Source organism: Arthrobacter nitrophenolicus (assembly GCF_045833485.1).
GTDB classification, from domain to species: domain Bacteria; phylum Actinomycetota; class Actinomycetes; order Actinomycetales; family Micrococcaceae; genus Arthrobacter; species Arthrobacter nitrophenolicus.
Genome location: NZ_CP174504.1, coordinates 529120 through 554134 on the forward strand (window position 1 = coordinate 529120; position 25015 = coordinate 554134).

The following is a 25015-nucleotide window of genomic DNA, read 5'->3' on the forward strand; positions in this document are numbered from 1 at the left end:
CAAACGTTCCCTTGACAGTGACGTGCGACACGATGCAATATTGAAAACGTTCCCGCAAACGTTCCCATCCTAGTGGGACTACCGACCATCAACGAAGACAAGAGGTAGCTGTAATGACACTCGATCTCCGCGGACTCAGCCCCGCACCTGTCACCCCGTTCACCGAAGATGGCGCTGTCGACTTTGCTGCGATTCAGCGCCTGGGTTCGTGGCTCGGATCGATTGACGGCGTGAAGAGCCTCGTCGTCCTGGGCCACGCCGGTGAAGGCACGTTCCTTACCGAAGAGGAGCAGCTGGACGTTATCCGGGCGTTCGTGGCGTCGACTGACGGCCGAGTGCCGGTCGTCGCGGGCATCACGAAGGAGGGCAACAAGACCGCGGCCCTCGAGGCGAAGAAGGCCGTCGAAGCCGGCGCGTCCGCCGGTCTCGTCTACCCCTCGCACGGCTGGCTGCGCTTCGGGTACCAGGACGGAGCGCCCCAGTCGCGCTACAAAGAGATCTATGAAGAGTCCGGCCTGCCGCTGATCCTGTTCCAGTACCCCGACAACACCAAGGCGAGCTACAACCTCGACACACAACTGGAGATCGCCGGCCAGGAGGGCGTCTTTGCCACAAAGAACGGCGTCCGGAACATGCGCCGGTGGTACACCGAGATCCCCGCCCTGCGCGCCGCACACCCCGAACTGCAAATCCTGTCCTGCCACGACGAGTACCTGCTGCCGACAATGTTCGATGTGGACGGTCTGCTCGTCGGCTACGGCAACATCGCCCCCGAACTCCTCGTCGAACTGATCGAGGCCGGCAAGGCACAGGACTACAAGCGTGCCCACGCCATTCATGAGCGGCTGCTCCCGGTGACCAAGAACGTTTACCACCGCGGGTCCCACATGGAAGGCACCGTCGCCTTGAAGTGGGGCCTCGTGAACCGCGGCATCCTGGACCACGCCACAGTGCGCACCCCGCTCCTGCCCCTGCCTGAGGGCGCCGATATCGAAATTGCGGAAGCATTTGCCGCCGCAAACCTTGGCAAGGTCACCGTCAGCGCCTGACCACACCCTTTACGGGTCCTCACGGGTGGCGGACCATTGGCCCGCCACCCGTGCCCCAGCTTTCCACTCTCCATCCCGGTCAAGGACGACCCCCAGCAATGTCGCTGTATAAGGAGGACTCGCCGATGCGCGAGCAGCAGAATAAGACCATCACCCATCCCGCAACCAGGGAAGAACAGATGGCAGCCCCGCAAGGAAACCAGGCCCCCGAAACAACCAGAACGCACCGCACCTTCCTGCAGTACCTGGCCCTCATGGGCCCTGCCTTCGTAGTGGGCGCCTGGCAGTTCGGACCGGGTAACCTCACCACCGCCGTACAGGCCGGCAGCCGCTTCGACTACAGCCTGGTCTGGGTCATCGCGGTCTCAACGGTCCTGATGATCTTCTTCACCGACATGAGCGTCCGGCTCGGCATCACAACCCCCACCTCCCTGATCACGTCCATCAAGGAACACCTCGGCAAATGGGTGGGCGTCCTCGCCGGCTTCGGCGTCTTCGGGATCACCCTCATGTTCTCCGTCGGCAACGCCGTCGGGTCCGGCCTTGGCCTGTCACTGATCTTCGGCGGCTCCCCAGTCCTGTGGACTATCGTCTGCACCGCAGCCGTCGGCTTCGTCCTGGCCTTCCGAAACGTCTACGGCATCGTCGAAAAAGCACTCCTCGCCATCGTCGTCCTCATGGGCATCGCCTTCATCGCCAGCACCGTCGTCGCCCAGCCCGACTGGTACCGGGCCATGGAAGGCATGGCTCCGCAACTGCCCGCCGGCAGCGAAATCCTGATTGTCGCGCTCGTGGGCACCAACTTCTCCATCAACGCCGCGTTCTACACCTCCTACGGCATCAAGGAACACCGACGCACCCGCGCCGACTACCGCGACATCACCCTCGTGGACACCATCCCCGGCATCGTTGCACCCGGCATCATGACCGCCCTGGTCATCATGGTGGCCGCCGCCGTGCTCGGAAAAACCGGTGCCGAGGCCGGAACCATCAACGCCCTCGCCTCCATCTTCACGCCGCTGGCCGGTCCCGTCGGAGCCATGCTCTTCGCCCTGGGCCTTTCCGGCGCAGCCTTCTCATCCATGATCGCCAACGCAACCGCCGGCGGAACGATGCTTTCGGACGCCATGGGCCGCGGCGCCAAAGCCGGATCGCCCGCCGCGCGCATCGTCACCGGCATCATCCTGGCTTTCGGACTGATCATCACGTTGTCGTTCCAGTCCTCTCCCGTGGGACTGATCGTCATCGCCCAGTCGCTGACAGTCCTCATCGCACCCCTGCTCGGCGTCCTGATCGTCGTCATGGCCAACAAGACCGCGGTCATGGGAGACCTTCGCAACAAGTGGTGGCAGAACCTCTTCGGAGCCATCGGCCTCATCGCCATCATCGCCTCCTCCATCCGACTCATCACCACCCTTATCGGCTGAGGCTCAACAGCATAAGACGAGCAGTGCCCCCGCCTGGAAGGCGGGGGCACTGCTCTTCCCTGCTCAGGCGCGGAGTTCGGCTTCCAGCCTCTCCAGGTCCGCGACGACGGCGGCCCGCTTGGGTGAGCGGGCGGGAAGGAGGCGGAGCGCGGCACGGCGGACGCCGACGTCGTCCCTCGCCTCGGGAAGGTCCGCGTACTTCAGGAGGGACTCGGCGCTGCCGTCGGTAAGGACCGCTTCCCGCAGCAGCGACGAGACCCGGTTCCGGAGCTCGATGATGCCGGGCGCCTCCGACCGCGGAAGGACGGCGCCGCGGTAGATCTCCAGCGCGATGCGGTGGGCGCCGCGCTGGAGGCAGCTCAACACCTGGCCGCTGTCCGGCACCAGATCCAGGGGAAGGCGGTAGGGCCGGGAACCGGGGACGGCATCCGGATGGAGCTGCTGCAGGACCTTGCGCAGGCGGACCATCTCGGCGCGGAGCGTAATGGTGGAGCCGTCACCCGGATACAGCAGGACGCTCAGTTCCTCCGCAGAGAGCCCGTCCGGGTGGGTGCTGAGCAACGCAAGAATCTCACTGTGCCGGGCGGACAGCACCACCGTCCTGCCCTCGAGGCTGAGCAGCGCCTGGTCGCGGCCCAGCAGCTGCAGGCTGTTCCTGTACAGGCTGCCTTCCTTGCCTCCCGTCCGCGGTGTGCGGGACGCGGAAGCTGCGGTGCGCCGTCGTGCCGGCCTGCTCGCAAGATCCGCGGCAAGCTGCAGCCGCTCGACGCGCAACTGCGCCTGGGCGGCGGCAACCGTGGCCTCCACGAGGGACAGGGTATGCGGTGCCACGGCCGTGTCGGTCCCGGTGATGTCCACGACGCCCAGCACGGCGCCGGAATCCGGATCGTGGAACGGGACGGCGGTGCAGCTCCACGGGTGGACCGCCCGCTGGTAGTGCTCGGCCCCGGCGATCTGGATCCCCCGGCCCAGCGCAAGCGCGGTGCCCGGTGCGCTGGTGCCCACAGTGGCCTCAGACCAGTCGGCGCCGGCCACGAACATCATCCCCTCGGCGCGGCGCTGCAGGACAGGGTCGCCCTCCACCCAGAGCAGCCGGCCCACCTCGTCACCCACCGCCACCAGCAGGCCGCTGTCATGGCTGGGCTGGACGAGGAGTTTGTTGATCACCGGCATGATGGCCGCCAGCGGGTGCTGGTTCCGGTAGTCCTCCAGCTCCTCGCGGTCCATCGCCAGCGGGGCCGCAGGATTGTCCGGGTTAGCCTTGAAGCCAGCGGACCGCTGCCAGGACTCACGGATCAGGCTGCGCAGGCCGGCCGGATCCTGGAGGGCGCCGCCGTCGAGCTGTTCATGGGCGGCCAAAGCGCTGAGCTGCAGCGGGCCGGGCTGAATCAGGTTCTTCATCGAACTCCTGTACTGCCTGCAGGCGCGGCGTCACGGTGCCGGCCAAGGGGTGGTCGCAATTCTAACCCCGCGGCCCCTCCCCGGGTCAGGAGTTAGGCGCGGGAGATGCGGATCATCTCCTCGCGCGGGACCACCTTGATCCGTTCGCGGACCACATGGTCGAGGCCCTCCGGCCCGGTCCATGCGGCACCCAGTCCGGCCTCGTGGGCATCAAGCTTGTTCCAGCCCTCCCACGTGGTGTACTCGATGCCGCGCTCTTCGAGCAGATCGATGATGGCCTGCGGGTCCGGGTTTTCGGCCGGCGGAAGACTGAGCCGGTCCTCCAGGAGGAAACCGATGGTCTCCAGGGCGTCGCCCTTGGTGTGGCCGATAAGGCCCACCGGCCCGCGTTTGATCCAGCCGGTGGCGTAGATGCCCGGAACCGGGTTGCCGTCCCCGTCCAGGACGCGGCCGCCTTCGTTGGGGATGACGCCGCGTTTGGCGTCGTACTCCAGCTCGTCCAGGGCCGAACCGTGGTAGCCGATGGCCCGGTAGACGGCCTGGACCGGGTATTCGATGTACTCGCCGGTGCCCTTGGCATTGCCCGTGCCGTCAAGCTGCATCCGCTCGAACTTGATGCCGCCCACCTTGCCGGTGCCGTCGTCGAGCACCTCCACCGGGCTGTGCAGGAAGTGCAGGTGCAGACGCCGGGAGGACGGGTTCTCGGACTCGGCGTGCTCTTCCACCAGCCAGTTGGTGAGGGTGTTCACCATGGTCTTGATCTGGTTGTTGCTGCGGATGGCGTCGTCGGAGGCGTCGTCGAATTCGAAATCCTCCGGGTAGAGCACAATGTCCACGTCGTTCATGTGGCTGAGCTCGCGCAGTTCCAGCGGGGTGAACTTGACCTGGGCGGGGCCGCGGCGGCCGAACACGTGCACGTCGGTGACCGGAGAGGACTTCAGCCCCCGGTAGACGTTGTCCGGGATTTCGGTGCTGAGCAGTTCCTCCGGATGCTTGACCAGCATGCGGGCCACGTCCAGGGCCACGTTCCCGTTGCCGATCACGGCGATCTCCCGGGCGTCCAGCGGCCATTCGCGGGGAACGTCCGGGTGCCCGTCGTACCAGGAGACGAAGTCCGCGCCGCCGAAGGAGCCCTGCAGTTCAATCCCCGGGATGTTCAGGTCCGCGTCCTTGACCGCGCCGGTGGAGAAGATTACGGCGTCATAGAAGGCCCTGAAATCGTGCAGGGTGAGGTCCCGGCCGTACGTGACGTTGCCCAGGAAGCGGATGTCGCCGCGGTCCAGGACCTTGTGCAGGGCGTTGACGATGCCTTTGATCCGGGGATGGTCCGGGGCGACGCCGTACCGGATCAGGCCGTAGGGTGCGGGGTAGGCCTCGAAAAGGTCGATGCTCACCTCGAAGTCGCCGTCCTTGACCCCGCTGGACTTGGTGAGGATGTCCGCAGCGTAGACTCCTGCCGGCCCTGCGCCCACAATGGCGACGCGGAGTGGACGGGTGGAAGCTGATTCGCTGGAGTTGGACACCTGGAGCCCTTCTGAACTGGTCCGTCACTGCACAATGGGGATGCGCCGGTTGAAGTAGCGCACAGTCCCCTATTCTAGGCCTCAGCCGCTCTTCGCCAGCGGGACCACGTTGCCTTCGCGGTAAAGCAGCGCCCGTAGCTCCGCCTCCGCGGAGTCCGTCCGCTTGGGATCAATGGTTTCGCCGTCGTTGTAGTGGTCCACCACACGCGGGTCCACATAGCTCTTCCGGGCAATCGACGGCGTGTTCCCCAGCACCTCGGCGGCGTCCATCATGGCGCGGCTGACGGCCCGCTTCCGTTTGGCCACGGTTCGTTGGGGGCCGGTGCGGGCCAGGCTCACGGCTGCCGCCACCGTACCGCGCAGGGTCCGGAAGTCCTTGGCCGTGAAGTCCGATCCCGTCCGCTCCTTCACGTACGCGTTGATCTCCGCGCTCGTCACCGGATGCCAGGTCCGGCCGTTCTTGTAGGCCAGGAGCCGGGCATTGGGTCCCCTGCGCTTGAGCAGCCGCAGCAGGACGGCGAGGTCGGGGTCCCGGATTTCCGATTCCCAGTCCTTGCCGCTCTTAGCGGGGAACCGGAGCAGGATCTTGTCCTTCCGCACCTGGACGTGGGCGCACAAAAGGGTCGCCAGGCCGCGGCTGCCGTTTTCGTTCGTGTACCGCTCGGACCCCACGCGCAACGAGCCGCTGTCCAGCATCCGGAACGCCCCGGCGAGGACGCGGTCAGGAGTGAATCCTTCACTGCGCAGGTCCATAGTCACCCGGCGGCGTGCGGCCGGCAGGGACTCCGCCAGCTGCAGGGACCGGTCAAACTTCAGCCGGTCTTTCCGCGCACGCCACTCCGGATGGTAGATGTACTGGCGCCTGCCCACGGCGTCCACCCCGGTGGCCTGGATGTGCCCGTTCTCGAACGGGGCAATCCAGACGTCGGTCCAGGCCGGGGGTATGCCGATACTCTCCAGCCGTTCCCGGACCGGGCCCGGCGGAACGGTGGACCCGTGCAGGTCCCGGTAGCTGAAGCCTTTTCCTGCCGGGATCCGCCGGTACCCGCGGCCCGAGGCGTTGCTGCGCCGGAGCCTCATGGGGCGGCCTCCGGCAGTTCGGCACAAGTCATGAAAGCAAGCCTACTGACTATTTTGGCTTTTCCGGTCCGGGCGCTTGGAATACCTTGCTGGAGGCTGATGTTATGGGTGTCGTGCCAATCCCCGATGGAGTCCCGTCCGCAAGCCTTCCGGCCCCCGCCGCCACAGCCCCGGCCCGGCCGTCTTCGGCGGGCCCGGGAGGGCGCGACCGCCCGGGAGCACCAAAGGCAGTGGATAAGGACACGACGGCGGGAATCCTCTTCGGCATCGGCGCCTATGGTCTGTGGGGGCTGCTCCCCCTGTACTTCTTCGTGCTCCAGCCGGCCGGCGCCGTCGAAATCGTTGCCAACCGGGTGGTGTGGTCCCTGCTGTTCTGTGCCCTGCTGATCACGGTGACGCGGGCGTGGCCGGCCCTGGTGGCGGCCTTCCGGAACCGTACGGTGTTCGGCAGCCTCGCCGTCGCGGCCCTCCTGATCGCCGTGAACTGGCTGACCTACACCTACGGGGTGACCACCAACCAGGCCGTGGAAACCTCGCTGGGGTACTTCATCAACCCGCTCGTCTCGGTCCTCCTCGGCGTGCTGGTCCTCAAAGAGAGGCTGCGCCCGCTGCAATGGGCCGCCGTCGGCATCGGTTTCGTGGCGGTGGGCGTGCTCACCTACTCCTACGGCAAGCTGCCGTGGATTGCGCTGACGCTGGCCTCCAGCTTCGGCCTCTACGGCTTCGTGAAGAACCGTGTGGGCTCCAGGGTGGACGCTGTCACCAGCCTCAGCGTGGAAACCATGGTGCTGGCTCCTTTCGCGGCGGCCACGATGGTTTACCTCGGCGTGGCCGGGGCCGCCACCCTCACAACCGAGGGCCCCGGCCATTTCTGGCTGCTGCTGGCCTCCGGCGTGATCACCGCCGTTCCGCTGCTCTTCTTCGGCGCTTCCGCCCGCCGGCTGCCGATGACCACCATCGGCCTGCTGCAGTATTTCGCCCCCGTGCTGCAGTTCTTGGTGGCACTGCTCGTGTTCCGCGAGGCCATGACCGTGGAACGCTGGATCGGTTTCGGTGTGGTGTGGCTTGCCCTCCTGGTGCTGACGGTGGACATGCTGCGCAACGCCCGCAGGAATTCCGCGGCCCGCAAGGCAGCCCTCCGCACCGCCGCGTAGGCCCACCGTTAAACCGAGGAAGGCGGGCCCGGTTCGCAAGAACTGGGCCCGCCTTCCCGGCGTTGCCGGAGGAGTCGTTCCGGTTAAGCGTTCGCCTTGATGGCGGCGGCCAGGACGTCCAGGCCGTCGTTCAGGAGCTCGTCGGTGATGACCAGCGGCGGGAGCAGCCGGATGACGTTGCCGTAGGTGCCGCAGGTGAGGATGATGACGCCTTCCTTCAGGCAGGCGGCGGCAACAGCCTTGGTCAGCTCCGGGTTCGGTTCCTTCGAGCCGGCCTGGACCAGTTCGATGGCCAGCATGGCGCCGCGGCCGCGGACGTCGCCGATCACGGCTGTTCCGGCGTCGGCGAGTTCAGCCTGCAGCTCGCGGAGGCGGCCGGTGGCGAGGGCTTCGATGTGGCGGGCGCGGCCGGCCAGGTCGTATTCCTCCATGGAACCGATGGATGCCAGCGCTGCGGCACAGGCCACCGGATTGCCGCCATAGGTGCCGCCCAGGCCGCCGGGGTGGACGGCGTCGAGCAGGTCGGCGCGGCCGGTGATGGCTGACAGCGGCATGCCGCCGGCGATGCCCTTGGCCATGGTCATGATATCCGGGACGATGCCCTCGTGGTTGACGGCGAACCATTCGCCGGTGCGGCAGAATCCGGACTGGACCTCGTCAGCGATGAAGACGATGCCCTTTTCCTTGGCCCAGGCGGCCAGCGCCGGCAGGAAGCCTTCGGCCGGGACGATGAAGCCGCCTTCACCCTGGATGGGCTCGATAATGATCGCGGCAACCTGGTCCCCGCCGATCTGCTTCTCGATCATGGTGATGGCGCGCTTGGCTGCCTCGGCCCCCGTGATGGCGGGGTTTTCCTCGCGGTACGGGTAGCTCATGGGCATGCGGTAGACCTCGGGCGCGAACGGGCCGAAGTTGGTCTTGTACGGCATGGCCTTGGCGGTCAGCGCCATGGTGAGGTTGGTGCGGCCGTGGTAGGCGTGGTCGAAGGCCACGACGGCGTCGCGCCCGGTGGCGAGGCGTGCCACCTTGATGGCGTTCTCCACGGCTTCGGCACCGGAGTTGAAGAGCACGGTGCGCTTTTCGTGGTCGCCCGGGGTAAGCCGGTTCAGCTGCTCGGCGACGGCCACGTAGCCCTCGTAGGGGGTCACCATGAAGCAGGTGTGGGTGAAGTGCTCCACGGCTTCCTTGACGGCACCGACGACGGCGGGATCGGACGCGCCCACGCTGGTGACCGCGATGCCCGAGCCGAGGTCAATGAAGGAGTTGCCGTCCACGTCGTGGATGATGCCGCCGTCCGCGTCCGCCACGTAGACGGGCACGCTGGAGGCGACGCCCGCTGCGACGACGGACTTGCGGCGTTCGGTCAGGGCTGCGGACTTGGGTCCGGGGAAGTCAGCCTGGACGCGGCGCTTCTGCTCCAGCCGGTAGGTGATTTCTGATGCTGTTGCGGTCATTGGAGTTCTTTCTTTACTGGTGGTTGAGCTTGTCGAAACCCCGGGGCTGCGACAAGCTCAACCAACGGGAATGTGGCTAGGCGTCGAGAGCACTCATGACGTGCTTGATGCGGGTGTAGTCCTCCACGCCGTACATGGAGAGGTCCTTGCCGTAGCCGGACTGTTTGAAGCCGCCGTGGGGCATTTCGGCGGTGAGGAGGATGTGCGTGTTGATCCAGACGGCGCCGAAGTCCAGGTCGCGGCTGAGGCGCATGGCGGTGCCGTGGTTGCTGGTCCAGACGCTGGAGGCCAGGGCGTATTCCACGTCGTTGGCCAGTTCAACGGCTTCTTCCTCGGTGCTGAACTTCTGCACGGTGATGACGGGGCCGAAGGTCTCCTTCTGGACCACGTCGTCGGTCTGCTTCGCGCCGGTGATGATGGTGGGCTCGAAGAAGTAGCCCTTCTCCCCCGCCCGGTGGCCGCCGGTTTCGATCCGGCAGTTGGCCGGAAGGTTTTCCACCACGGACGTCACGGCGTTGAAGTGGTTGACGTTGTTCAGCGGGCCGAAGTAGTTGTCCTCGTCGTTCTGCGAACCGGTGTGCAGGGTCCGGGTGTGCTCCACCATGGCGGCCACGACGTCGTCGTGCACCGAGTCCTCCACCAGCACGCGGGTGATGGCGGTGCAGTCCTGGCCGGCATTGAAGAAGGCGAACTCGGCGATTGCCGCGGCGCTCTTCTTGATGTCGGCGTCCTTGAAGACGATTGCGGGAGCCTTGCCGCCCAGTTCCAGGTGGGCGCGCTTGAGGCCCTTTGCGGCACCGGATGCCACAGCGATGCCGGCCCGGACGGAACCGGTGATGGAGACCAGGCCGGGGACCTTGTGCTCCACCATCATGGCGCCGGTTTCACCAGTGCCCAGGATGACGTTCAGGACGCCGGCGGGGAAGATGTCCTTGGCGAGGCGGGCCAGGACAAGGGTGGACTCCGGGGTGGTGTCCGACGGCTTGAGGACAACGGTGTTGCCGGCGGCGAGCGCGGGCCCGATCTTCCAGATGGCCATCAGGAACGGGTAGTTCCACGGTGCCACCTGCGCCACCACGCCGATGGGCTCGCGGCGGACGTAGGAGGTGTGGCCCTCGAAGTACTCGCCGGCGGACTTGCCCTCAAGGATGCGGGCAGCCCCGGCGAAGAAGCGAAGCTGGTCGGCGCCGGCCGCCACTTCCTCGGAGGCGATCAGGGAGCGCACCTGGCCGGTGTTGCGGTGCTGGGCTTGAACCAGTTCATCGCTGTTGGCCTCCACGGCGTCGGCGAGCTTGAGCAGCATGAGCTGGCGCTGGCCCGGGGTGACGTGCTTCCAGGTCTTGAAGGCGTTCTGTGCCGCGGCCATGGCGGCATCCACGTCGGCCTGCACCGAGATGGGTGATTGCGCCACCACTTCCCCGTTGGTGGGGTTGATGATGTCCAGCCGGCCGGTGCCGGCGGGCGTGACGAACTCCCCGTTGATGAAGTTCTGCAAGGTTTGGACCACGGTGTGCAACCTCTTCTCTGAGCGGCCATCAGCGGCAGGCGGATGGATGGAACTGGTTTGAGCCTATGCCAGCGCCCCATTGCAGTGAATAGCCACCTGCACACCCTTCCGCGCGGTGTTTAGTGCGGTTGTCCAGCGCCCGTTTATCCTTGATCCATGGCCATTTCCCTCGCTGCCCTGCTGGGCGTGAACTCCCTCAAGCTGTCCAAGGTGGGGGTCGCCGAGACCACCTGGCATCAGGACATCAACTGGGTGGCCGTCACGGAGCTGGAGGATCCGCAGCGGTTCCTCAACGGCGGCGAGCTGATCCTGACCACGGGCCTGCGGCTGAAGTCCGCGCCTGAGCAGCGGCGTTTTGTCCGCCAGGTGCAGCGGGCGGGCGCAGTGGGGATCGGGTTCGGCGTCGGGCTGTCGCATGAGGCGGTGCCGCCTGCGTTGCTGGCCGAGGCCAACCGGTGGGCCCTGCCCGTGGTGGAAGTCCCCTACGAGACGCCCTTCATCGCCATCACCAAACTGGTGGCCGATGCCCAGTCCGCGGACCACTACGCCAAGCTGGAGCGCCTCATCGCGGGCCACCAGGTCCTGGCCCGCGCCCTGCTGACCGGCGGCGGGCTGGCCGAACTCCTCAAGCAGCTCGGCAGCATGCTACGCACCGACATCGCGCTGACCCAGTTCACGGCGCAGCTGTACAACAGCAGCAGCGCAGCCCCGTCCGCGGATTCCTGGTCCACCTATCCGATCCCCACCGGCCGGCGGGATGCATGCACCCTCTGGGTCCGGCAGCCGTTCGAGGACTCCGGCATCATCGGCTATGCCCAGAACCTGATCAGCGTGGAGCTGAACAACATGGTCAAGCAGCGCCAGGCCCAGCGCGCCCTCTGCGGCCAGGTGCTTGAGGACGTCATCCACGGCGCCCTGGAGACAAGCGAAGCCCAGCGCCGCCTTGCCGGCGTGGGCATCAACAGCACCCGGAAGAACGTGGTGCTGCTGGCTGTCTCCGCCGCGCACAACAAAGCCCTGGGCAGCACCGCAGTGCCGCGCGAGCTCGAAAACTCGGTTGCCGCCGTCGTGGGCAAGGATTTGGTGCTGGTAGTGAATGACGACGGCGGGGCGGCGCCCGCTTTGGCGCGGAAGCTCAGCGACCACCTGGCGGAGGCGGGCATCCACGCCACCATCGGCATCGGCGGGGCTTACACGAAACCCAACGGACTGCGCTGGAGCTATTTCGAGGCGCGGGACGCGGCAAGCCACGGCCTGCCGGTCAATGAGCCGGAACGGCTGAGCCTGACGTCGCTGCTCCTGGCCAGCGAGGATGTGCCGCTGGCGGACATGGCGCATGAGTCCCTGAACCCGCTCCGGGCGTTCGACGCCGCCCACGGCGCGGAGCTGATGACCACGCTGGAAAGCTACCTGAACAACAACGGTTCGGTGGCCGCCGTGGCCGAGCAGTTGACGCTGCACCGCAACACGGTCCGGTACCGGCTGGCGCAGATCACCGAGCTGACCGGATACGACCCCGCGGTGACCCCGGACCGGGTGCAGCTGTGGCTGGCGCTGGCGGTGGCCCGGCTGTCCGCGCGGCAGGGCAAGTAGCCCCCGCCCCGACCCTCAGATGACCCCGCGGCGGAGCAGGTCCCGGGACTTCTTGCGGGCCTTCCGGTACTTGGCCTGGGCGGCGGACATGAGTTCCTCCTGCCGCTGCAGCAGGGCTGCGTACGCCTCGCTGACGGCTGCCCGGTCCCGGTCCGAGGCCATGCCCGCCAGCAGGTCGCGGGCCATCACGGCGTCGTGGTAATCGCCCAGGATCTTCTGTTGCCGGTGGGCCGCCTTCGCCACCTTGTTGGCCCGCTTCCCTTTGATGAGGGCGGCCGACTCCGCCACGTGCCGGAGCTTCTTGGCATCCTTGCGCACCCGGTGGAGGGCGTTTTCATGGTCAATGCCGCGGCGGGCGTGGGAGGCCGCGCGGTGCGAGCGCCGGAGCCTTTTCGCCGCCTTGTCCACCGCCTTGGCCGCCACGCGGCGTCCCGGCGGCACGGTTTCCGTGCGGACGGGCGGGTTGTCGCGGAACTCCTCCAGGCTGTCCAGCAGCCGGAAGTAGCGCTCGGTGCGCATGGCTTCCTGGAGCCGCCGGTAGCCGGCGTCGTACGTGGCGCCGGCCTGGCGCTCCAACCGGTCCCGGGCGGCGTCCGGGCCCGGCCCCTGCCCCAGGTCGTCAAGGTGTCCGCGGAGCCGGGCCAGCAGTACCTCGGCGTCCCGCGGCTCGCCGAGGAGCTGGCCCAGCCATTTGAGCTCATCCCGCAACCGGCGCACCGGCACGGCCCTGTACAGCTTGCGGTAGGCGGCCAGGACGGAGCGGAGCCGGCGGGTAGCCGAGCGCATGTCATGGACTGCCTCCGGCTCTTCGAGCCTGATGGCAGCGTCCTGGTCCAGGAGTTCCTTGATCTGGGCGGCGGCATAAACGGTGACGACGGCGGCAGCCGGCGACTTCTTGCCGGCCGGCAGGGCGGGGATGGCTTCGTCGGGGGCGGCATCGGCGTCCTGGTCCCTGTCCGGTGTGCCAAGCGCCGGCGCGCCAAGCGCCTTGGCCAGCTTCGAGGCGTGGCCCGCCGGGCGGGCTCCGGCCCCCACAAGCAGCTGCCCGGCGGGGGCGAAAAGGCTGGCGTCGCCGTTGACGAGTTCCAGCTCCCATTCCCGCCACTGCTGTTTGTTCCCGCCCCCGCCGCCGTCCGGGCCTGGCAGACGTTCCGCCGTGACCCGGTCGTCCGCAAGGTCGGCAAGATGGACACCGTCCCCGCCATAGAGGGCGTGGGTTGTCCGCCTGGTGCGCAGCCTGGCCACCGGGACCACCTCCGCTCCGCGCAGGTATGCCTGGACACGGGCAAGGAGGGCGTCCGGCACCACGCCGGCCTGGCCCAACGGGGCGTGCACCTCGCGGCGCTGCTGGGGTTCGGCATCCCCGGTCCCGGCCGCTTCTTCGGGCGGCAGCTTCAGGTGCCAGCCCGCATCGCCGCCGCCGGTCCGCCGGCGGAGGGTGATGCGGCGGGCGGCGAGCGCATGGTCTGCGGTATCGAAATACACGGCTTCCAGCTTGGCCGTCTGCGGCTCGCCCACGCGTGCGACACCCGGCAGGCCATCCAGCGGCGGCACCGTGGCGTCGCTGCCGACGTCGTATTTCTTCTCGACCTCGAGTCCCTGGGAAGCCTCCACAGCCGTCCTTCCACGTCCGCTGCATTGCGTAGTCCGGGTGGTTCCGCACCCGGCTTAGGCAGTCTATGGCCTGCCGGCGGAAGCCCGGGAGAGCTTGCCCACAAAACCCTAGACATCAAACGTCTAACCTTTAGGCTGGGTATATGTCCGCCACTCCACCCGCTTCCGCCCTTGCCTCCACCCCCTGCCCCACTCCCGCCCCGCAATCCCCTGCCCGGCCTGCTGCTTCCACGGGGGTCACGGCGGTTTCCGCGGCAGCCGTGGCATCGCCGGCGCCAGCGGAACAGGGCCGGCCCCGCTCCGCCGTCGTCTTCGGTGTCATCGCGCTGGTGCTGATCGGACTGAACCTGCGTGCGGGCATCACCGGGGCGTCGGCACTGCTCCACGACCTGCAGGCAGTACTCGGATATGGGGCACTGGTGGCGGCCGTCATCCCCTCCATCCCCACGCTCTGTTTTGCCCTGGCCGGCGCCGGGACGTCCTGGCTGACCGGGCGGCTGGGGGTGGAGAAGGCCATCCTCCTGGCCCTGGCCATGCTCGCCGGCGGACTCCTGTTGCGGGGCATTCCGGCCACCGGGATGCTGCTGGCCGGCAGCGTGCTCGGCATGTCCGGGCTGGCGGTCTGCAACGTGGCCATGCCGTCCTTCATACGGGAACACTTCGCTTCCCGGACCTCACTGATGACCGGCCTGTACACGGTGACCATGACCACCGGGGCAACCGTGACCTCCGTGGCGGTGGTCCCGCTGGCCCAGTCCCTCGGTTCACCGTCCGCCGCCGTCGGAGCAATCGGGTTCACCGCCGTCGCCGCTTTCCTGGGCTTCCTGCCGGTGGCGCTGCACGCCCACCGCAACAACCGGCGCGCCACCGGCGGACGGGTGGCACCGTGGCCGCTGCTGCGCACCCGCAAGGGCCTGCTCCTGACGGCAATCTTCACCCTCCAGGCCCTGCTCGCCTACGCCCTGATGAGCTGGTACCCGTACATGCTCACCACGCTGGGCCTCAGCGCCTCGGACAGCGGCCTGATGTTCGGGCTGATGCAGCTCGTCTCGGTGCCGGCGGGCATGGTCCTGATCGCCATCGGATCCCGGCCCAGGATGCTGCGCCCGGCGTTCTACCTGGTCAGCATCGTCATGGTCCTGGGCCTGGTGGCCCTCCTCGCGCTGCCAGTGCAGCTTGCCTTCGTCTCAGCCATCCTGGTCGGCTTCGGCCTGGGGATCTTCCCGCTTGTGATGGTGATGATCAGCCGCAGCGGCTCGAGCACTGCCGAGACCACCGCCCTGTCCACCCTGGCCCAGTCCACCGGCTACCTGCTGGCGACCGTGGGCCCCTTCGGCATGGGGCTGCTGCACGGCGCCACCGGCAGCTGGACCTTGCCCCTCACACTGCTCCTGGCCCTGGCGCTGGTCCAGGTTGTGGTGGCGCACCTCATCACCGGTCCGGCAATGACCGGCAAGCAAAGGATAAAGTAGGACGCCATGGCACTGAGCCCCTCCACCCGCGCGCCGCTGGCCGATGAAGTGACCGCCAAACTGCGGTCCATGGTGCACTCCGGCGAGTGGCCGCTGAACCAGCGCATCCCGTCCGAAACCGAGCTGATCGCCGGGCTGGGGGTTTCCCGCGGGACGCTGCGCGAGGCCATCAAGGCCCTGGCCCACAGCGGCATGCTGGAAGTGCGCCGCGGCGACGGCACCTACGTCCGCGCCACCAGCGAGATCTCCGGTGCCGCGCGCCGGATGTACCAGGACCACACCGAGCAGCACATCCTGGAGGTCCGGCTGGGGCTGGACACCCAGGCGGCGCGGCTCGCGGCCCGGAACGCCACCGCCGAAGACGTCACGGCCCTGCGCGGGCTGCTCACCACCCGGGACCAGGCCTGGCACGCCGGAGACTATGACACCTGGGCGCGGGCCGACTGGGGCTTCCATGAACGGGTGGCGCAGGCCTCCGGCAATCCCCTGCTGCATGAGCTCTACATCAGTTTCGGACCCGCGCTCCACCAGGACCTCCTGACCCAGCAGGGCCGGCCCGGATTCGAGGGGCTGCCGCTGGAGGGCCACGAAGTCCTGCTGCAGGCCATCGAGCGGCACGACGAAGAGGCCGCCGTCGCAACCGTCAACAGAAACCTGAACTCCTGCGCAGAGTGGCTCGGCGCCTAGTCGGTCAGTAGGCTTACTATCTGACGTAGGTAGTAAGCCCTGCCCTGCACCCGCGGGCGGGCGCCGCCGATGATGAGGAGTTCCCATGGCGCGATCAACACGCCTGACCGAACATGAGCTGGGCAACGAGCCCCCGGAGCAGAAACCGGGCACGGAGCCCGTGCCCGCAGCCGAAGGTGCACCGCGGCAGGGCCAGGCCCTTGGAAAAGCAGCCCTGCAGCGCGGTGCGAAACAGCGCGAAACCAAGCCGGCGGGCGCCCTCTGGGCTGACGGCCTGGGACGGGTGGGCATCCGCTCCGCCCAGATCCTGCTGATCCTGACCGTGGCAGTGGTGTCCGTCTACGCACTCATGCAGATCAAGCTCCTGGTGATTCCGGTGCTGATCGCACTGATCCTGGCCGCGGCCATCGGCCCGTTCGTCAACATGCTCCGGCGCCGTGGTATGCGGGGCGGGCTGGCCACCGGCATCGCCTTCATCGGGCTCCTCCTGGTGCTGGGCGGGGTCTTCACCGTGATCTACTTCTCAATACGGAACCAGTGGGGTGAACTGGCAGCCCAGGCTTCCTCCGGGCTGGACGAACTGGAGAACTTCCTCCGCACCGGCCCCATCCCCATCGACCAGGAGCAGCTGGAGCAGGCGCGGCAGGGGCTCATCGAGTTTGCCACCAGCAGCCAGGTCCGCTCCGGAGCGATCACCGGGCTTTCCGTGGTCACGGAATTCATCGCCGGCACCCTCCTGATGGTGGTTATCCTGTTCTTCTTCCTCAAGGACGGCGCCAAGATCTGGAACTTCCTGCTCCGCCCCTTCACCGGCCAGCGCGAAGCCAAGCTGCGCCGGGTGGGCAGCCGCACCCTCGAGGTCCTGGGCGGCTACGTCCGGGGCACCGCCATCGTGGCCCTCGTGGACGCCGTGGCCATCGGCGCCGCACTGCTGATCCTGCAGGTTCCGCTGGCCTTCCCGCTGGCCATCATCGTGTTCATCACCGCGTTCATTCCCCTGGTGGGCGCAACGGTGGCCGGGATCCTGGCCGCCCTGGTGGCCCTCGTGGCGAACGGGCCCGTGGTGGCGCTGATTGTGGTGGCAGTGGTGGTCGCGGTCAACCAGCTGGAGGGCGACCTGCTGCAGCCCATCGTCATGGGCAACGCGCTGCAGCTGCACGCGCTGGTCATCCTGATGGCACTGACCGCCGGAACCATCCTCGCCGGCATCGTCGGTGCAGTGCTGTCCGTCCCGCTGGCCGCCGTCATCTGGGCCATCATCCAGGTGTGGACGGCCGAGGACCCGAACCTGCAGGACATGAACCCCGACCTGCCGGCGGCGGGCACCAAACCGATCTAGCAACCCTCGCAGGCAGACGCACGACGGCGGTCCGGCACCCAGGGGCGGGTTCTAGCGGTCGTTGCAACACCCAGAATTTTTGGGAGTTGCAACGACCGTGTCGTCTTTAAGGGAGAAGCCCGCTGGGCGGCGGAGATATTCGCAGGAGCAGAAGGATCAGTTCTTTGCGGCCCTCGATCGGGTTCAAAATGTCAGTGCCGCCGCGAGGGAACTCGGTTTCAATGTGATGACCTGTCACCAATGGATCCGCAAGGCTGGTTTGCCCCGGGGCAAAGTACGGAAGCAGTCGGTGCACCGGAAGTACACGGCTAGGCAGAAAGAGCAGTTCTTCGCCGTGTTCGACCGTCTTAAGAGCACCACGGAGGCTGCAAAGGAACTCGGGCTGAATCCCAATACGTGCGCCGCGTGGGTGCGGAAAGCCGGGCTGAAGGGTCAGGGAAAGCCGGGGACAGGTCCACACCCTGGAAGGGACGAGTTCTCCCGGCTGCGCAACGCCGGCGTGAGCCGACGGAAAGCTGCCGCGGCAGTTGGTATTCATTTACGGACCGCTGAGGAGTGGGACCAGGGAATCCGGAAGTCCGGCGGACGACGCATTTATCCGGATGGCCGGGTGGTCGACTACAAACGTGGTGTGATCACTATGACCTCTGCCGCCGGCACAACAGAAACGGTCCAGGTCCCGGTGGCCGCGCTGGAGAAACCTATCCACCCGCGGTACCTCAACGTCAAGGAACGGGAACTTATCCGGGACCTGCAGGCCGCCGGATCCTCGGTGCGGGCGATCGCCCACGCCCTCGGCAGATCGCCCTCAACAGTCAGCCGCGAGTTGGCCCGAAACACCGATCCGCGGATGGGCTACCTTCCCCACGGTGCACATCGGAAGGCAACTGCCCGGCGGGCCCGGCCCAAGACAGCCAAACTCGCGGGCGAGTCGGACCTGCGTAAGTACGTGAAGGACAAGCTGCTCCTACGCTGGTCTCCGGAACAGATCAGCCACACGCTGGTCGAAGAGTTCCCCGACAACCCGGAGATGCGCGTGAGCCCAGAGACGATTTACCAGGCCCTCTACCTCCAAGCCAGAGGCGGACTTAAACGTGAGGTGCAAGCAGCTCTGCGGACCGGCCGGACCCGGCGAAAACCCCATGCCACCGCTGATCAGCGCACTCCCAGGTTCACCGACCCCATGATCATGATTTCCGAACGTCCGCCCGAGATCGAGGACCGCGCCATACCGGGGCATTGGGAGGGGGACCTCATCACTGGCGCCCACAACCAGTCCGCGATCGCGACCCTGGTCGAGCGCACCACCCGTTACCTAATGCTCGTCCACCTGCCAAAGGACCACTCTGCCTCAACCGTCCGTGACGGCCTCATCAAAACCATGGCCACCCTTCCGGCGCACCTTCGGGGATCCCTGACCTGGGACCAGGGATCGGAAATGGCTGCCCACAAATCCTTCACTCTCGCCACCGACATGCAGGTCTACTTCTGCGACCCCGCAAGCCCGTGGCAACGCGGCTCGAACGAGAACACCAACGGCCTGCTGCGCCAGTACTTCCCCAAAGGCACCGATCTGTCTGTCTTCGGACCCGAGGACCTCGAACACGTCGCCCAGGAACTCAACGGCCGCCCACGCAAAACGCTCGGCTGGAAAACTCCAGCCGAGCGTTTACGTGATTTACTACTAACCACCTAACCAGCAGGTGTTGCAACGACCCCTTGAAACCGCCAGGTGCCGGACCGCCGTCGTACGTGCCGCCTTGCCGCCGCCCGGGCGGCCAAAGCGGGCTAGGAGCGAAGACCCGCGAACACGTTCTTGGGACGCTGCATCTCGCCGTGCTTGGCGCCGAGGACCACCACCAGGCCGGCGAAAGCGGGGATGACCCACTGGAGCGCCTTGAGCTGCTGCTGGGCCGCCTTCAGTTCATCCGAGGCACCCGGGCGGGGCTCCGTTGCACCCTCTGACCCCTCGTCCGCGAGCTTCTCAACTTTCTTGCCCAGCATGCCCGAGTACAGGGTCACGGCCGCGCCCACAAGGGTCACGGCAGTCTTGATGACGGTGTCCCGTGCAACGCCTTCCTGCTTGGCGATCCGGCCCTTGTTCTCCCAGGCGATGGCAAGGTCAGCCACCAGGTGCGAGGCGAACGCCGCCGTCTGGATGGGCGCCCACTTCATCCAGCCGGCGCTGGAGAGCCGGGTGCGCTCCGAGGGGTCCCTGGCTTCCGCCGCTGCTCCGTTCAGGCCGATGGCGCCCATCAGGGAACCGCCGAACCACGCCGCTGCCGTCAGATCGTGTACCGAACGGGCAATGAGATTTCCTGCCATGATGTGCATTCCTAACGTAGAACTGGCTTCGGGATGCCGCTGTTGCGGACTTCGATTTCCGTGTCCCCTCAAGGTCATGGTCCGCCTATGGTAAGCACACTTACTAATGTTACGAAAGCCCGTCTTTCAGCCGGAGGAACGCGTAATATCGTGGCCATGGGAATCACAGGAACATTGTTCGGCTGGGCCTTCGGGGACCCGGCGCGGGAAGACGACGGCACCTACGTGGACGGGCTCCAGCGCGAGGCGCTGCGCAACGCCCGCGAGACGGCGGAAGCCAAGGGCGTCAGCGCCGTGGCAGGTTCGGAAGTGTTCACTGTGTTGAGCGGCGACGATTCGCTGGTGGAGCTGGACAACGCCCCCGGCCGGCTGGTGGTCCGCTGCACCATCCACGTGGAGGGACCGGGTGCGGAGAAGCTGCGTGCCGAAGGGCCCATGAACGGCTGACCCATGTCGGACGGGGAATCCACGCTGAGCCAGGCGGCGGACGCCGTCGAGGAGGCTTCCAACCACAAAGCCCTGGATGTCCTGGCGCGCGCCGGGTTCGCTGTCATGGCGGTGCTCCATGTCATTGTCGGGGCCATCGCCGTCGCCGTGGCCTTCGGGCAGCCGGGCGAGCCGGACGCCACCGGCGCCATCGAGCAGCTCGCCGCGAACCCCTGGGGCCCGGCGGTGATGTGGGCCTGCGTTGCCGCCTGCGCGGGCCTGTCCCTGTGGCAGGCCAGCGAGGCCACGCTGCGGATGCGGGGCAAGCCGCGCAAGGAACGGCTTGCCAAATTGATCTCCTCCGGCTTCCTGGCCATCGCCTACGGCAGCGTGGGGCTGAGCTTTGCCGGCTTCGCCGTGGGCATGCGCGGTGATTCCGGGGACAGCGCCAGGGACTTCAGCGCCTCCCTGATGGCAAATCCGCTGGGCCTTTGGGTACTGGTTGCCCTGGGCCTGACAATCATCGGGATCGGCATCTACTTCGTGTTCAAGGGCGCGCGGCGCGGGTTCAAGGAGGAGCTCTTCCACTTTGACGGGACGCGCCGCGGCCGGCTGATCGACAGCCTTGGCGTGGTGGGGCACATCGCCAAAGGCATCGCCCTGAACCTCACCGGGCTCCTGTTCGTCATTGCCGCCGCCAAGCACCGTCCCGAGGAATCCACCGGGTTGGACGGCGGCCTGAAGGCCCTCCGCGACCACCCTTTCGGACCGTCCCTCCTGGTTGCCATCGGGGCCGGCTTCATCGCCTACGGCATCTTCGCGCTGATCCGCTCCCGCTTTGGACGCATGTAGTTTCCCCGGTTTTGGGTAGGAAGGAAGCATGACGCACCTGACAACGGACCAGACGGCCGACGACGGCGCCCGCGGCCCGGGCGGCGCCGTCACCGATGTGGCCGGCCAGTCCTTCGCCGGCCTGTTCCGGCTGCTCAAGGTGGTCCGCCCGGACCGCCCGATCCACCCGAAGGGGCTGAGCCTCACCGGGGAGCTGACCCGGACCGGGAATCCCATCGAACCCAGCGGCCTGGACTGGCTGGATTCGCCGGGTACGGACACCGTGGAGGCGAGGTTCTCCCGGTCAGTCGGCCTTCCCCAGGCACTGCCGGACATCCTGGGGCTGGCGGTTCGGGCCAGGCATTCAGCTGGTGGAGGGCCTGGCGGGTTGCCGGACAGCGCCAGTGCTGATGTCCTGTTCGCCTCCACCGGCTGGCGCGTCCCAGGCCGGTTCTTCCTGCAGCCCCGGCTGGATGTTGACGGCGCCACCATGACCACGCTTATGCCGTACCGGGGACGGAAAGGGCCGGTGCTGCTCGGTCTGCGGACCATCAGCCTTCCGCCGGGGTCGCTGTCCTCGGGCGAATGGGTGCTTGGCCTGTTCTGGGCTCGGCCCCTGGGCCGCTGGCGCCAGTGCGGCGAGCTCCGGCTCCATGCGGGGACCCGGCCCGGCGACACCGGACTGCGCTTCAACCCGCTGGAAAACGTGCCGCCCGGGGCGCAGACCTACGCCTGGACCAGACGGCTGCGGGAGCATTCCTACCGCGCCGCCCAGCGGAAGGCGCCGGCCGCCGTCGGACGCCCCCGAACCCGGCTCCGCTACGGAAGGAAGACCATGTCCACCGTGTCCCAGCTGTTTAACTCCCCCGCAGCCGACGTGTGGCGCGTCCTCTCCGACGGCTGGCTGTATTCCGGCTGGGTGGTGGGAGCGTCCAGGATCCGGGCCGTGGATGACGCGTGGCCCCGGACCGGCGCGCGGCTCCACCACTCAGTGGGCGCCTGGCCGTTCGTGATCAACGACAGCAGCAAGGTGGTGAACTCCGAGCCCAGCCGGCTGCTGGAACTGGTGGCCCGCGGCTGGCCGATGGGTGAGGCCAAGGTGGTGATCACCCTCGAGGACCGGGGTGCGCAGTGCCAGGTGACTATCGTCGAAGACGCCATCAAGGGACCCGGCAAGCTGATGCCCAAGTTCCTGCGGGATGCCATGATCGGCGTCCGGAACCGCGAAACCCTCCGCCGCCTTGAGCTGATGGCGGCCGGCGGCGCCGGGCGGTAAGGGCTTAAACAAACGGGGTCATCCCGCGCCCGGAACCCTTCCGGGCCGGGCGCGGGATGACCCCGCTTCAGTGGTGTGTCAGACCTGGGCGGCAACGCCGTCGCGGGAGATGTCCACCATGTCCTCGCGCGGCACCACCTTGATGCGCTCACGCTTGACCTCGACGCCGTGCGAGCCGCCGGTCTCGGTGGCAGCGGCGCCCAGGGCGAGCTCGTGGGCGTCGAGCGCCAGCCAGCCTTCCCAGCTGGTGAACTTCACGCCGCGGGCGTCCAGGAGGTCCACGACGGCGTCCTCGGCGGGAACGCTGGCAACCGGAAGGTTCTCGCGGTCCTCGAGCAGGTAGGTCACGGTCTCCAGGGCATCGCCCTTGGTGTGGCCGATAAGGCCCACCGGGCCGCGCTTGATCCAGCCGGTGGCGTAGACGCCGGGCACGTGGCTGCCGGAGGCGTCCAGGACGCGGCCGCCGTCGTTCGGGATGACGCCCTTCTTGTGGTCGAACTCGATCTCCGGCAGGGCGGAACCGAAGTAGCCGATGGCGCGGTACACGGCCTGGACCGGGTAGTCGACGAACTCGCCGGTGCCGCGGGCGTTGCCCCTGCCGTCCAATTCGGTGCGCTCGAACTTGATGCCGGCAACCTTGCCCGGCGTCTCGGGGTCGTCGTAGATCTCCACCGGGCTGTGCAGGAAGTGCAGGTGCAGGCGGCGGGAGGCCTTGAGCTCGGAGAGGTCCTCGGGCTGCTCGGCGATCCAGTTGGTGAGCGTGCCCACCATGGTCTTGGTCTGGTTGTTGGTCTGGATCTGGCGGTCCGATTCCTCGTCGAACTCGAAGTCCTCCGGGTACAGGATGATGTCCACGTCCTTGGAGTGGGACAGCTCGCGCAGCTCCAGCGGGGTGAACTTGACTTGGGCGGGGCCGCGGCGGCCGAAGACGTGCACGTCGGTGACGGGCGAGGACTTCAGGCCGGCGTAGACGTTGTCCGGGATCTCGGTGCTGAGCAGGTCGTCAGCGTGCTTGGACAGGACTCGTGCAACGTCCAGGGCCACGTTGCCGTTGCCGATGACGGCGATCTCCTTGGCGTCCAGCGGCCATTCGCGCGGGACGTCCGGGTGGCCGTCGTACCAGGAGACGAAGTCGGCGCCGCCGTAGGAGCCGTCCAGCTCGATGCCGGGGATGTTCAGGTCCGCGTCCTTGATGGCGCCGGTGGCGAAGATGACGGCGTCGTAGTGGGTGCGCAGGTCCTCGATGGTGAGGTCCGTGCCGTAGTCCACGTTGCCGAAGAAGCGGATGTCGCCGCGGTCCAGGACCTTGTGCAGGGCGTTGACGATGCCCTTGATGCGGGGGTGGTCCGGGGCAACGCCGTAGCGGATCAGGCCGTAGGGTGCCGGGTAGCGGTCAAAGAGGTCGATGCTCACGGTCAGCTCGCCGCTCTTGACGGCTTCGCTCTTGGTGAGGATGTCCGCGGCGTAGACGCCGGCGGGGCCGGAGCCCACGACGGCAACGCGCAGCGGACGTTCGGCAGAACCTACGGAGGTGCTTGATGACACGGCTGTGTTCCTTTTGTTCGGCTAGGAGGTGAGGACTCGGGGCTTGTTCGGGGTGGTGGTGCTGTAGTCAGCGGTTTTGAAGTGCGACGGCGCGAACGGGCTCACGCGCACCACGTCACCGATGACAATCACTGCGGGATTCGCGACGCCGGCGGCCTCGGCCTGGTCAGCGATGGAACCAAGCGTGCCAATCGTCACGCGCTGGTCCGGCAGGTATCCGTTCTCCACAATACCAACCGGGGTGCCGGCGGGCAGGCCGGCTTCGCCCAGCGCGGACGCCGATTCGCGGAGCTGGCCGACGCCCATGAGCAGGACGATGGTGTGGTCTGCGCGGGCCGGAACCTCTGACAGTTCCTCGTGGCCGGTGACCACGCTGAAGCCCTTGGCGAGGCCCCGGTGCGTGACCGGGATGCCTGCGGCAGCCGGAACCGAGATCGCGGAGGTGACGCCGGAAACGACCTCCACCTCGACGCCGTGCTGCCGGCAGTACTCGGCTTCCTCGCCGCCGCGGCCCAGGACGTACGGGTCACCGCCCTTGAGCCGGACCACGCGGTGGCCCTGCAGGGCCTCGTCCACGAGGATCCGGTTGATCTCGGCCTGCGGCACAGGGTGGTGGCCGGGCGTCTTGCCGACCTCGATGACGCGGACGTCGGGGGCCAGTTCGTTGAGGAATTCGCGGGGGCCGAGGCGGTCGGCAACCACTACATCGGCCTGGCCCAGGAGCCGGCGGCCGCGGACGGTGATGAGGCCGGTGTCGCCGGGGCCGCCGCCCACGAGGGCTACCGAGCCGGTGGCGGCGGGACGGCGGCGGCGCAGCGGAAGGTCACCGGTTTCAAGGGCCGTGGCCACGGCGTCGCGGACGGCCATGGCCCGGCGCGGGTCTCCCCCGGCGTTCACGGCGATCTTGACGTCATCCACTTCGGCTACGGCGGGCGTCCAGGCGGCGGAAGCTTCATGGTCGGAGGCGTTGACGCACCAGATGCGCTGCGCCTCGGCGTCGGCAGATACCAAGGCGTCCACGGCGGAATCGCCGGTCGCCGTCTGGACGAACCAGGCGCCGTCGACGTCTTTGGAGTCATACGGGCGCGCCGCCCAGGTGAGCAGGCCGGCGTCGGCCATGTCCTGGAGCGCGGGTGAGGCAACGGGAGCCACCACCGTGACCACGGCGCCGGCGTCGAGCAGGCCCTTGGCGCGGCGGGCAGCAACGGGGCCGCCGCCCACCACCAGCACGGGACGGCCGAGGAGCCGCAGCGCTGTGGGGTAGATATCCTGAATTGCCATGAATCAACGGTAGGGCCACGTCACAATCGCC

Annotated in this window: 20 protein-coding genes; 11 read left to right on the forward strand and 9 right to left on the reverse strand. The window is 67.5% G+C overall.

Annotated elements, in window-relative coordinates; all coding sequences use genetic code 11:
- The first annotated feature begins 113 nt into the window (after nucleotides 1-113).
- Both ACJJV6_RS02510 and ACJJV6_RS02515 read left to right on the forward strand, forming a co-directional pair.
- Nucleotides 114-1049 (forward strand): dihydrodipicolinate synthase family protein, encoded by a 936-nt coding sequence (locus ACJJV6_RS02510; RefSeq protein ID WP_009357179.1) that lies wholly within the window; start codon nucleotides 114-116, stop codon nucleotides 1047-1049.
- 98 nt (nucleotides 1050-1147) lie between these two features.
- Nucleotides 1148-2476, forward strand: a complete 1329-nt coding sequence (locus ACJJV6_RS02515) for an Nramp family divalent metal transporter (protein WP_407709869.1) — start codon at nucleotides 1148-1150, stop codon at nucleotides 2474-2476.
- Between the two features lie 63 nt (nucleotides 2477-2539).
- Here ACJJV6_RS02515 and ACJJV6_RS02520 read toward each other — a convergent pair whose 3' ends face one another.
- The 3 genes from ACJJV6_RS02520 to ACJJV6_RS02530 form a co-directional block, all read right to left on the reverse strand.
- Complete coding sequence (locus ACJJV6_RS02520; protein WP_009357180.1) at nucleotides 2540-3877, reverse strand: GAF domain-containing protein; 1338 nt, start codon at nucleotides 3875-3877, stop codon at nucleotides 2540-2542.
- Nucleotides 3878-3969: 92 nt separating this feature from the next.
- Nucleotides 3970-5400, reverse strand: coding sequence for an FAD-dependent oxidoreductase (locus ACJJV6_RS02525; RefSeq protein WP_009357181.1), 1431 nt, complete (start codon nucleotides 5398-5400; stop codon nucleotides 3970-3972).
- An 81-nt stretch (nucleotides 5401-5481) separates the two neighbouring features.
- Nucleotides 5482-6480 carry a DNA topoisomerase IB gene (locus ACJJV6_RS02530; protein ID WP_133345645.1) on the reverse strand — a complete coding sequence of 333 codons (999 nt, stop codon included), beginning with the start codon at nucleotides 6478-6480 and terminating at the stop codon, nucleotides 5482-5484.
- Between the two features lie 104 nt (nucleotides 6481-6584).
- Between ACJJV6_RS02530 and rarD the strand changes: the two genes are divergently transcribed.
- A complete protein-coding gene (gene rarD / locus ACJJV6_RS02535; protein WP_035752187.1) occupies nucleotides 6585-7634 on the forward strand; it encodes an EamA family transporter RarD in 1050 nt (349 codons plus the stop codon).
- An 83-nt stretch (nucleotides 7635-7717) separates the two neighbouring features.
- Here the strand turns inward: rarD and gabT are convergent, their stop codons facing one another.
- Together gabT and ACJJV6_RS02545 are read right to left on the reverse strand one after the other, a co-directional pair.
- On the reverse strand, nucleotides 7718-9088 hold the full coding sequence (gene gabT / locus ACJJV6_RS02540) for a 4-aminobutyrate--2-oxoglutarate transaminase (RefSeq protein WP_009357183.1): 1371 nt from the start codon (nucleotides 9086-9088) through the stop codon (nucleotides 7718-7720).
- A 76-nt stretch (nucleotides 9089-9164) separates the two neighbouring features.
- Nucleotides 9165-10595: an aminobutyraldehyde dehydrogenase gene (locus tag ACJJV6_RS02545; RefSeq protein ID WP_407709870.1), complete on the reverse strand. Its 1431-nt coding sequence runs from the start codon at nucleotides 10593-10595 to the stop codon at nucleotides 9165-9167.
- A gap of 156 nt (nucleotides 10596-10751) precedes the next feature.
- Between ACJJV6_RS02545 and ACJJV6_RS02550 the strand changes: the two genes are divergently transcribed.
- On the forward strand, nucleotides 10752-12188 hold the full coding sequence (locus ACJJV6_RS02550) for a PucR family transcriptional regulator (RefSeq protein WP_009357185.1): 1437 nt from the start codon (nucleotides 10752-10754) through the stop codon (nucleotides 12186-12188).
- 15 nt (nucleotides 12189-12203) lie between these two features.
- Here ACJJV6_RS02550 and ACJJV6_RS02555 read toward each other — a convergent pair whose 3' ends face one another.
- On the reverse strand, nucleotides 12204-13802 hold the full coding sequence (locus ACJJV6_RS02555) for a CYTH and CHAD domain-containing protein (protein WP_354175110.1): 1599 nt from the start codon (nucleotides 13800-13802) through the stop codon (nucleotides 12204-12206).
- 143 nt (nucleotides 13803-13945) lie between these two features.
- On the opposite strand from ACJJV6_RS02555, the gene ACJJV6_RS02560 reads away from it, so the two are divergent.
- The 4 genes from ACJJV6_RS02560 (at nucleotide 13946) to ACJJV6_RS02575 (ending at nucleotide 18996) form a co-directional block, all read left to right on the forward strand.
- Nucleotides 13946-15274 carry a CynX/NimT family MFS transporter gene (locus ACJJV6_RS02560; RefSeq protein ID WP_407709871.1) on the forward strand — a complete coding sequence of 443 codons (1329 nt, stop codon included), beginning with the start codon at nucleotides 13946-13948 and terminating at the stop codon, nucleotides 15272-15274.
- Nucleotides 15275-15280: 6 nt separating this feature from the next.
- A complete protein-coding gene (locus ACJJV6_RS02565) occupies nucleotides 15281-15961 on the forward strand; it encodes a FadR/GntR family transcriptional regulator (protein WP_407709872.1) in 681 nt (226 codons plus the stop codon).
- Between the two features lie 85 nt (nucleotides 15962-16046).
- Entirely contained in the window at nucleotides 16047-17300 is a 1254-nt protein-coding gene (locus ACJJV6_RS02570; RefSeq protein WP_407709873.1) for an AI-2E family transporter, read from the forward strand.
- Nucleotides 17301-17940: 640 nt separating this feature from the next.
- Entirely contained in the window at nucleotides 17941-18996 is a 1056-nt protein-coding gene (locus tag ACJJV6_RS02575) for an IS30 family transposase (RefSeq protein WP_152419652.1), read from the forward strand.
- A gap of 92 nt (nucleotides 18997-19088) precedes the next feature.
- Here ACJJV6_RS02575 and ACJJV6_RS02580 read toward each other — a convergent pair whose 3' ends face one another.
- On the reverse strand, nucleotides 19089-19625 hold the full coding sequence (locus tag ACJJV6_RS02580; protein WP_009357190.1) for a hypothetical protein: 537 nt from the start codon (nucleotides 19623-19625) through the stop codon (nucleotides 19089-19091).
- Nucleotides 19626-19781: 156 nt separating this feature from the next.
- Here ACJJV6_RS02580 and ACJJV6_RS02585 point away from each other — a divergent pair, with 156 nt between their 5' ends.
- From ACJJV6_RS02585 to ACJJV6_RS02595, 3 genes are read left to right on the forward strand one after another with little or no spacing between them, the layout of a single operon-like run.
- On the forward strand, nucleotides 19782-20072 hold the full coding sequence (locus ACJJV6_RS02585; RefSeq protein ID WP_009357191.1) for a hypothetical protein: 291 nt from the start codon (nucleotides 19782-19784) through the stop codon (nucleotides 20070-20072).
- 3 nt (nucleotides 20073-20075) lie between these two features.
- Nucleotides 20076-20903: a DUF1206 domain-containing protein gene (locus tag ACJJV6_RS02590; RefSeq protein WP_407709874.1), complete on the forward strand. Its 828-nt coding sequence runs from the start codon at nucleotides 20076-20078 to the stop codon at nucleotides 20901-20903.
- A 28-nt stretch (nucleotides 20904-20931) separates the two neighbouring features.
- Nucleotides 20932-22158, forward strand: a complete 1227-nt coding sequence (locus tag ACJJV6_RS02595; RefSeq protein ID WP_407709875.1) for an SRPBCC family protein — start codon at nucleotides 20932-20934, stop codon at nucleotides 22156-22158.
- Nucleotides 22159-22236: 78 nt separating this feature from the next.
- Here ACJJV6_RS02595 and ACJJV6_RS02600 read toward each other — a convergent pair whose 3' ends face one another.
- Nucleotides 22237-23703 carry an FAD-dependent oxidoreductase gene (locus ACJJV6_RS02600; RefSeq protein WP_407709876.1) on the reverse strand — a complete coding sequence of 489 codons (1467 nt, stop codon included), beginning with the start codon at nucleotides 23701-23703 and terminating at the stop codon, nucleotides 22237-22239.
- A 21-nt stretch (nucleotides 23704-23724) separates the two neighbouring features.
- A complete protein-coding gene (gene cobA, locus ACJJV6_RS02605) occupies nucleotides 23725-24984 on the reverse strand; it encodes a uroporphyrinogen-III C-methyltransferase (protein WP_407709877.1) in 1260 nt (419 codons plus the stop codon).
- Nucleotides 24985-25015: the final 31 nt, after the last annotated feature.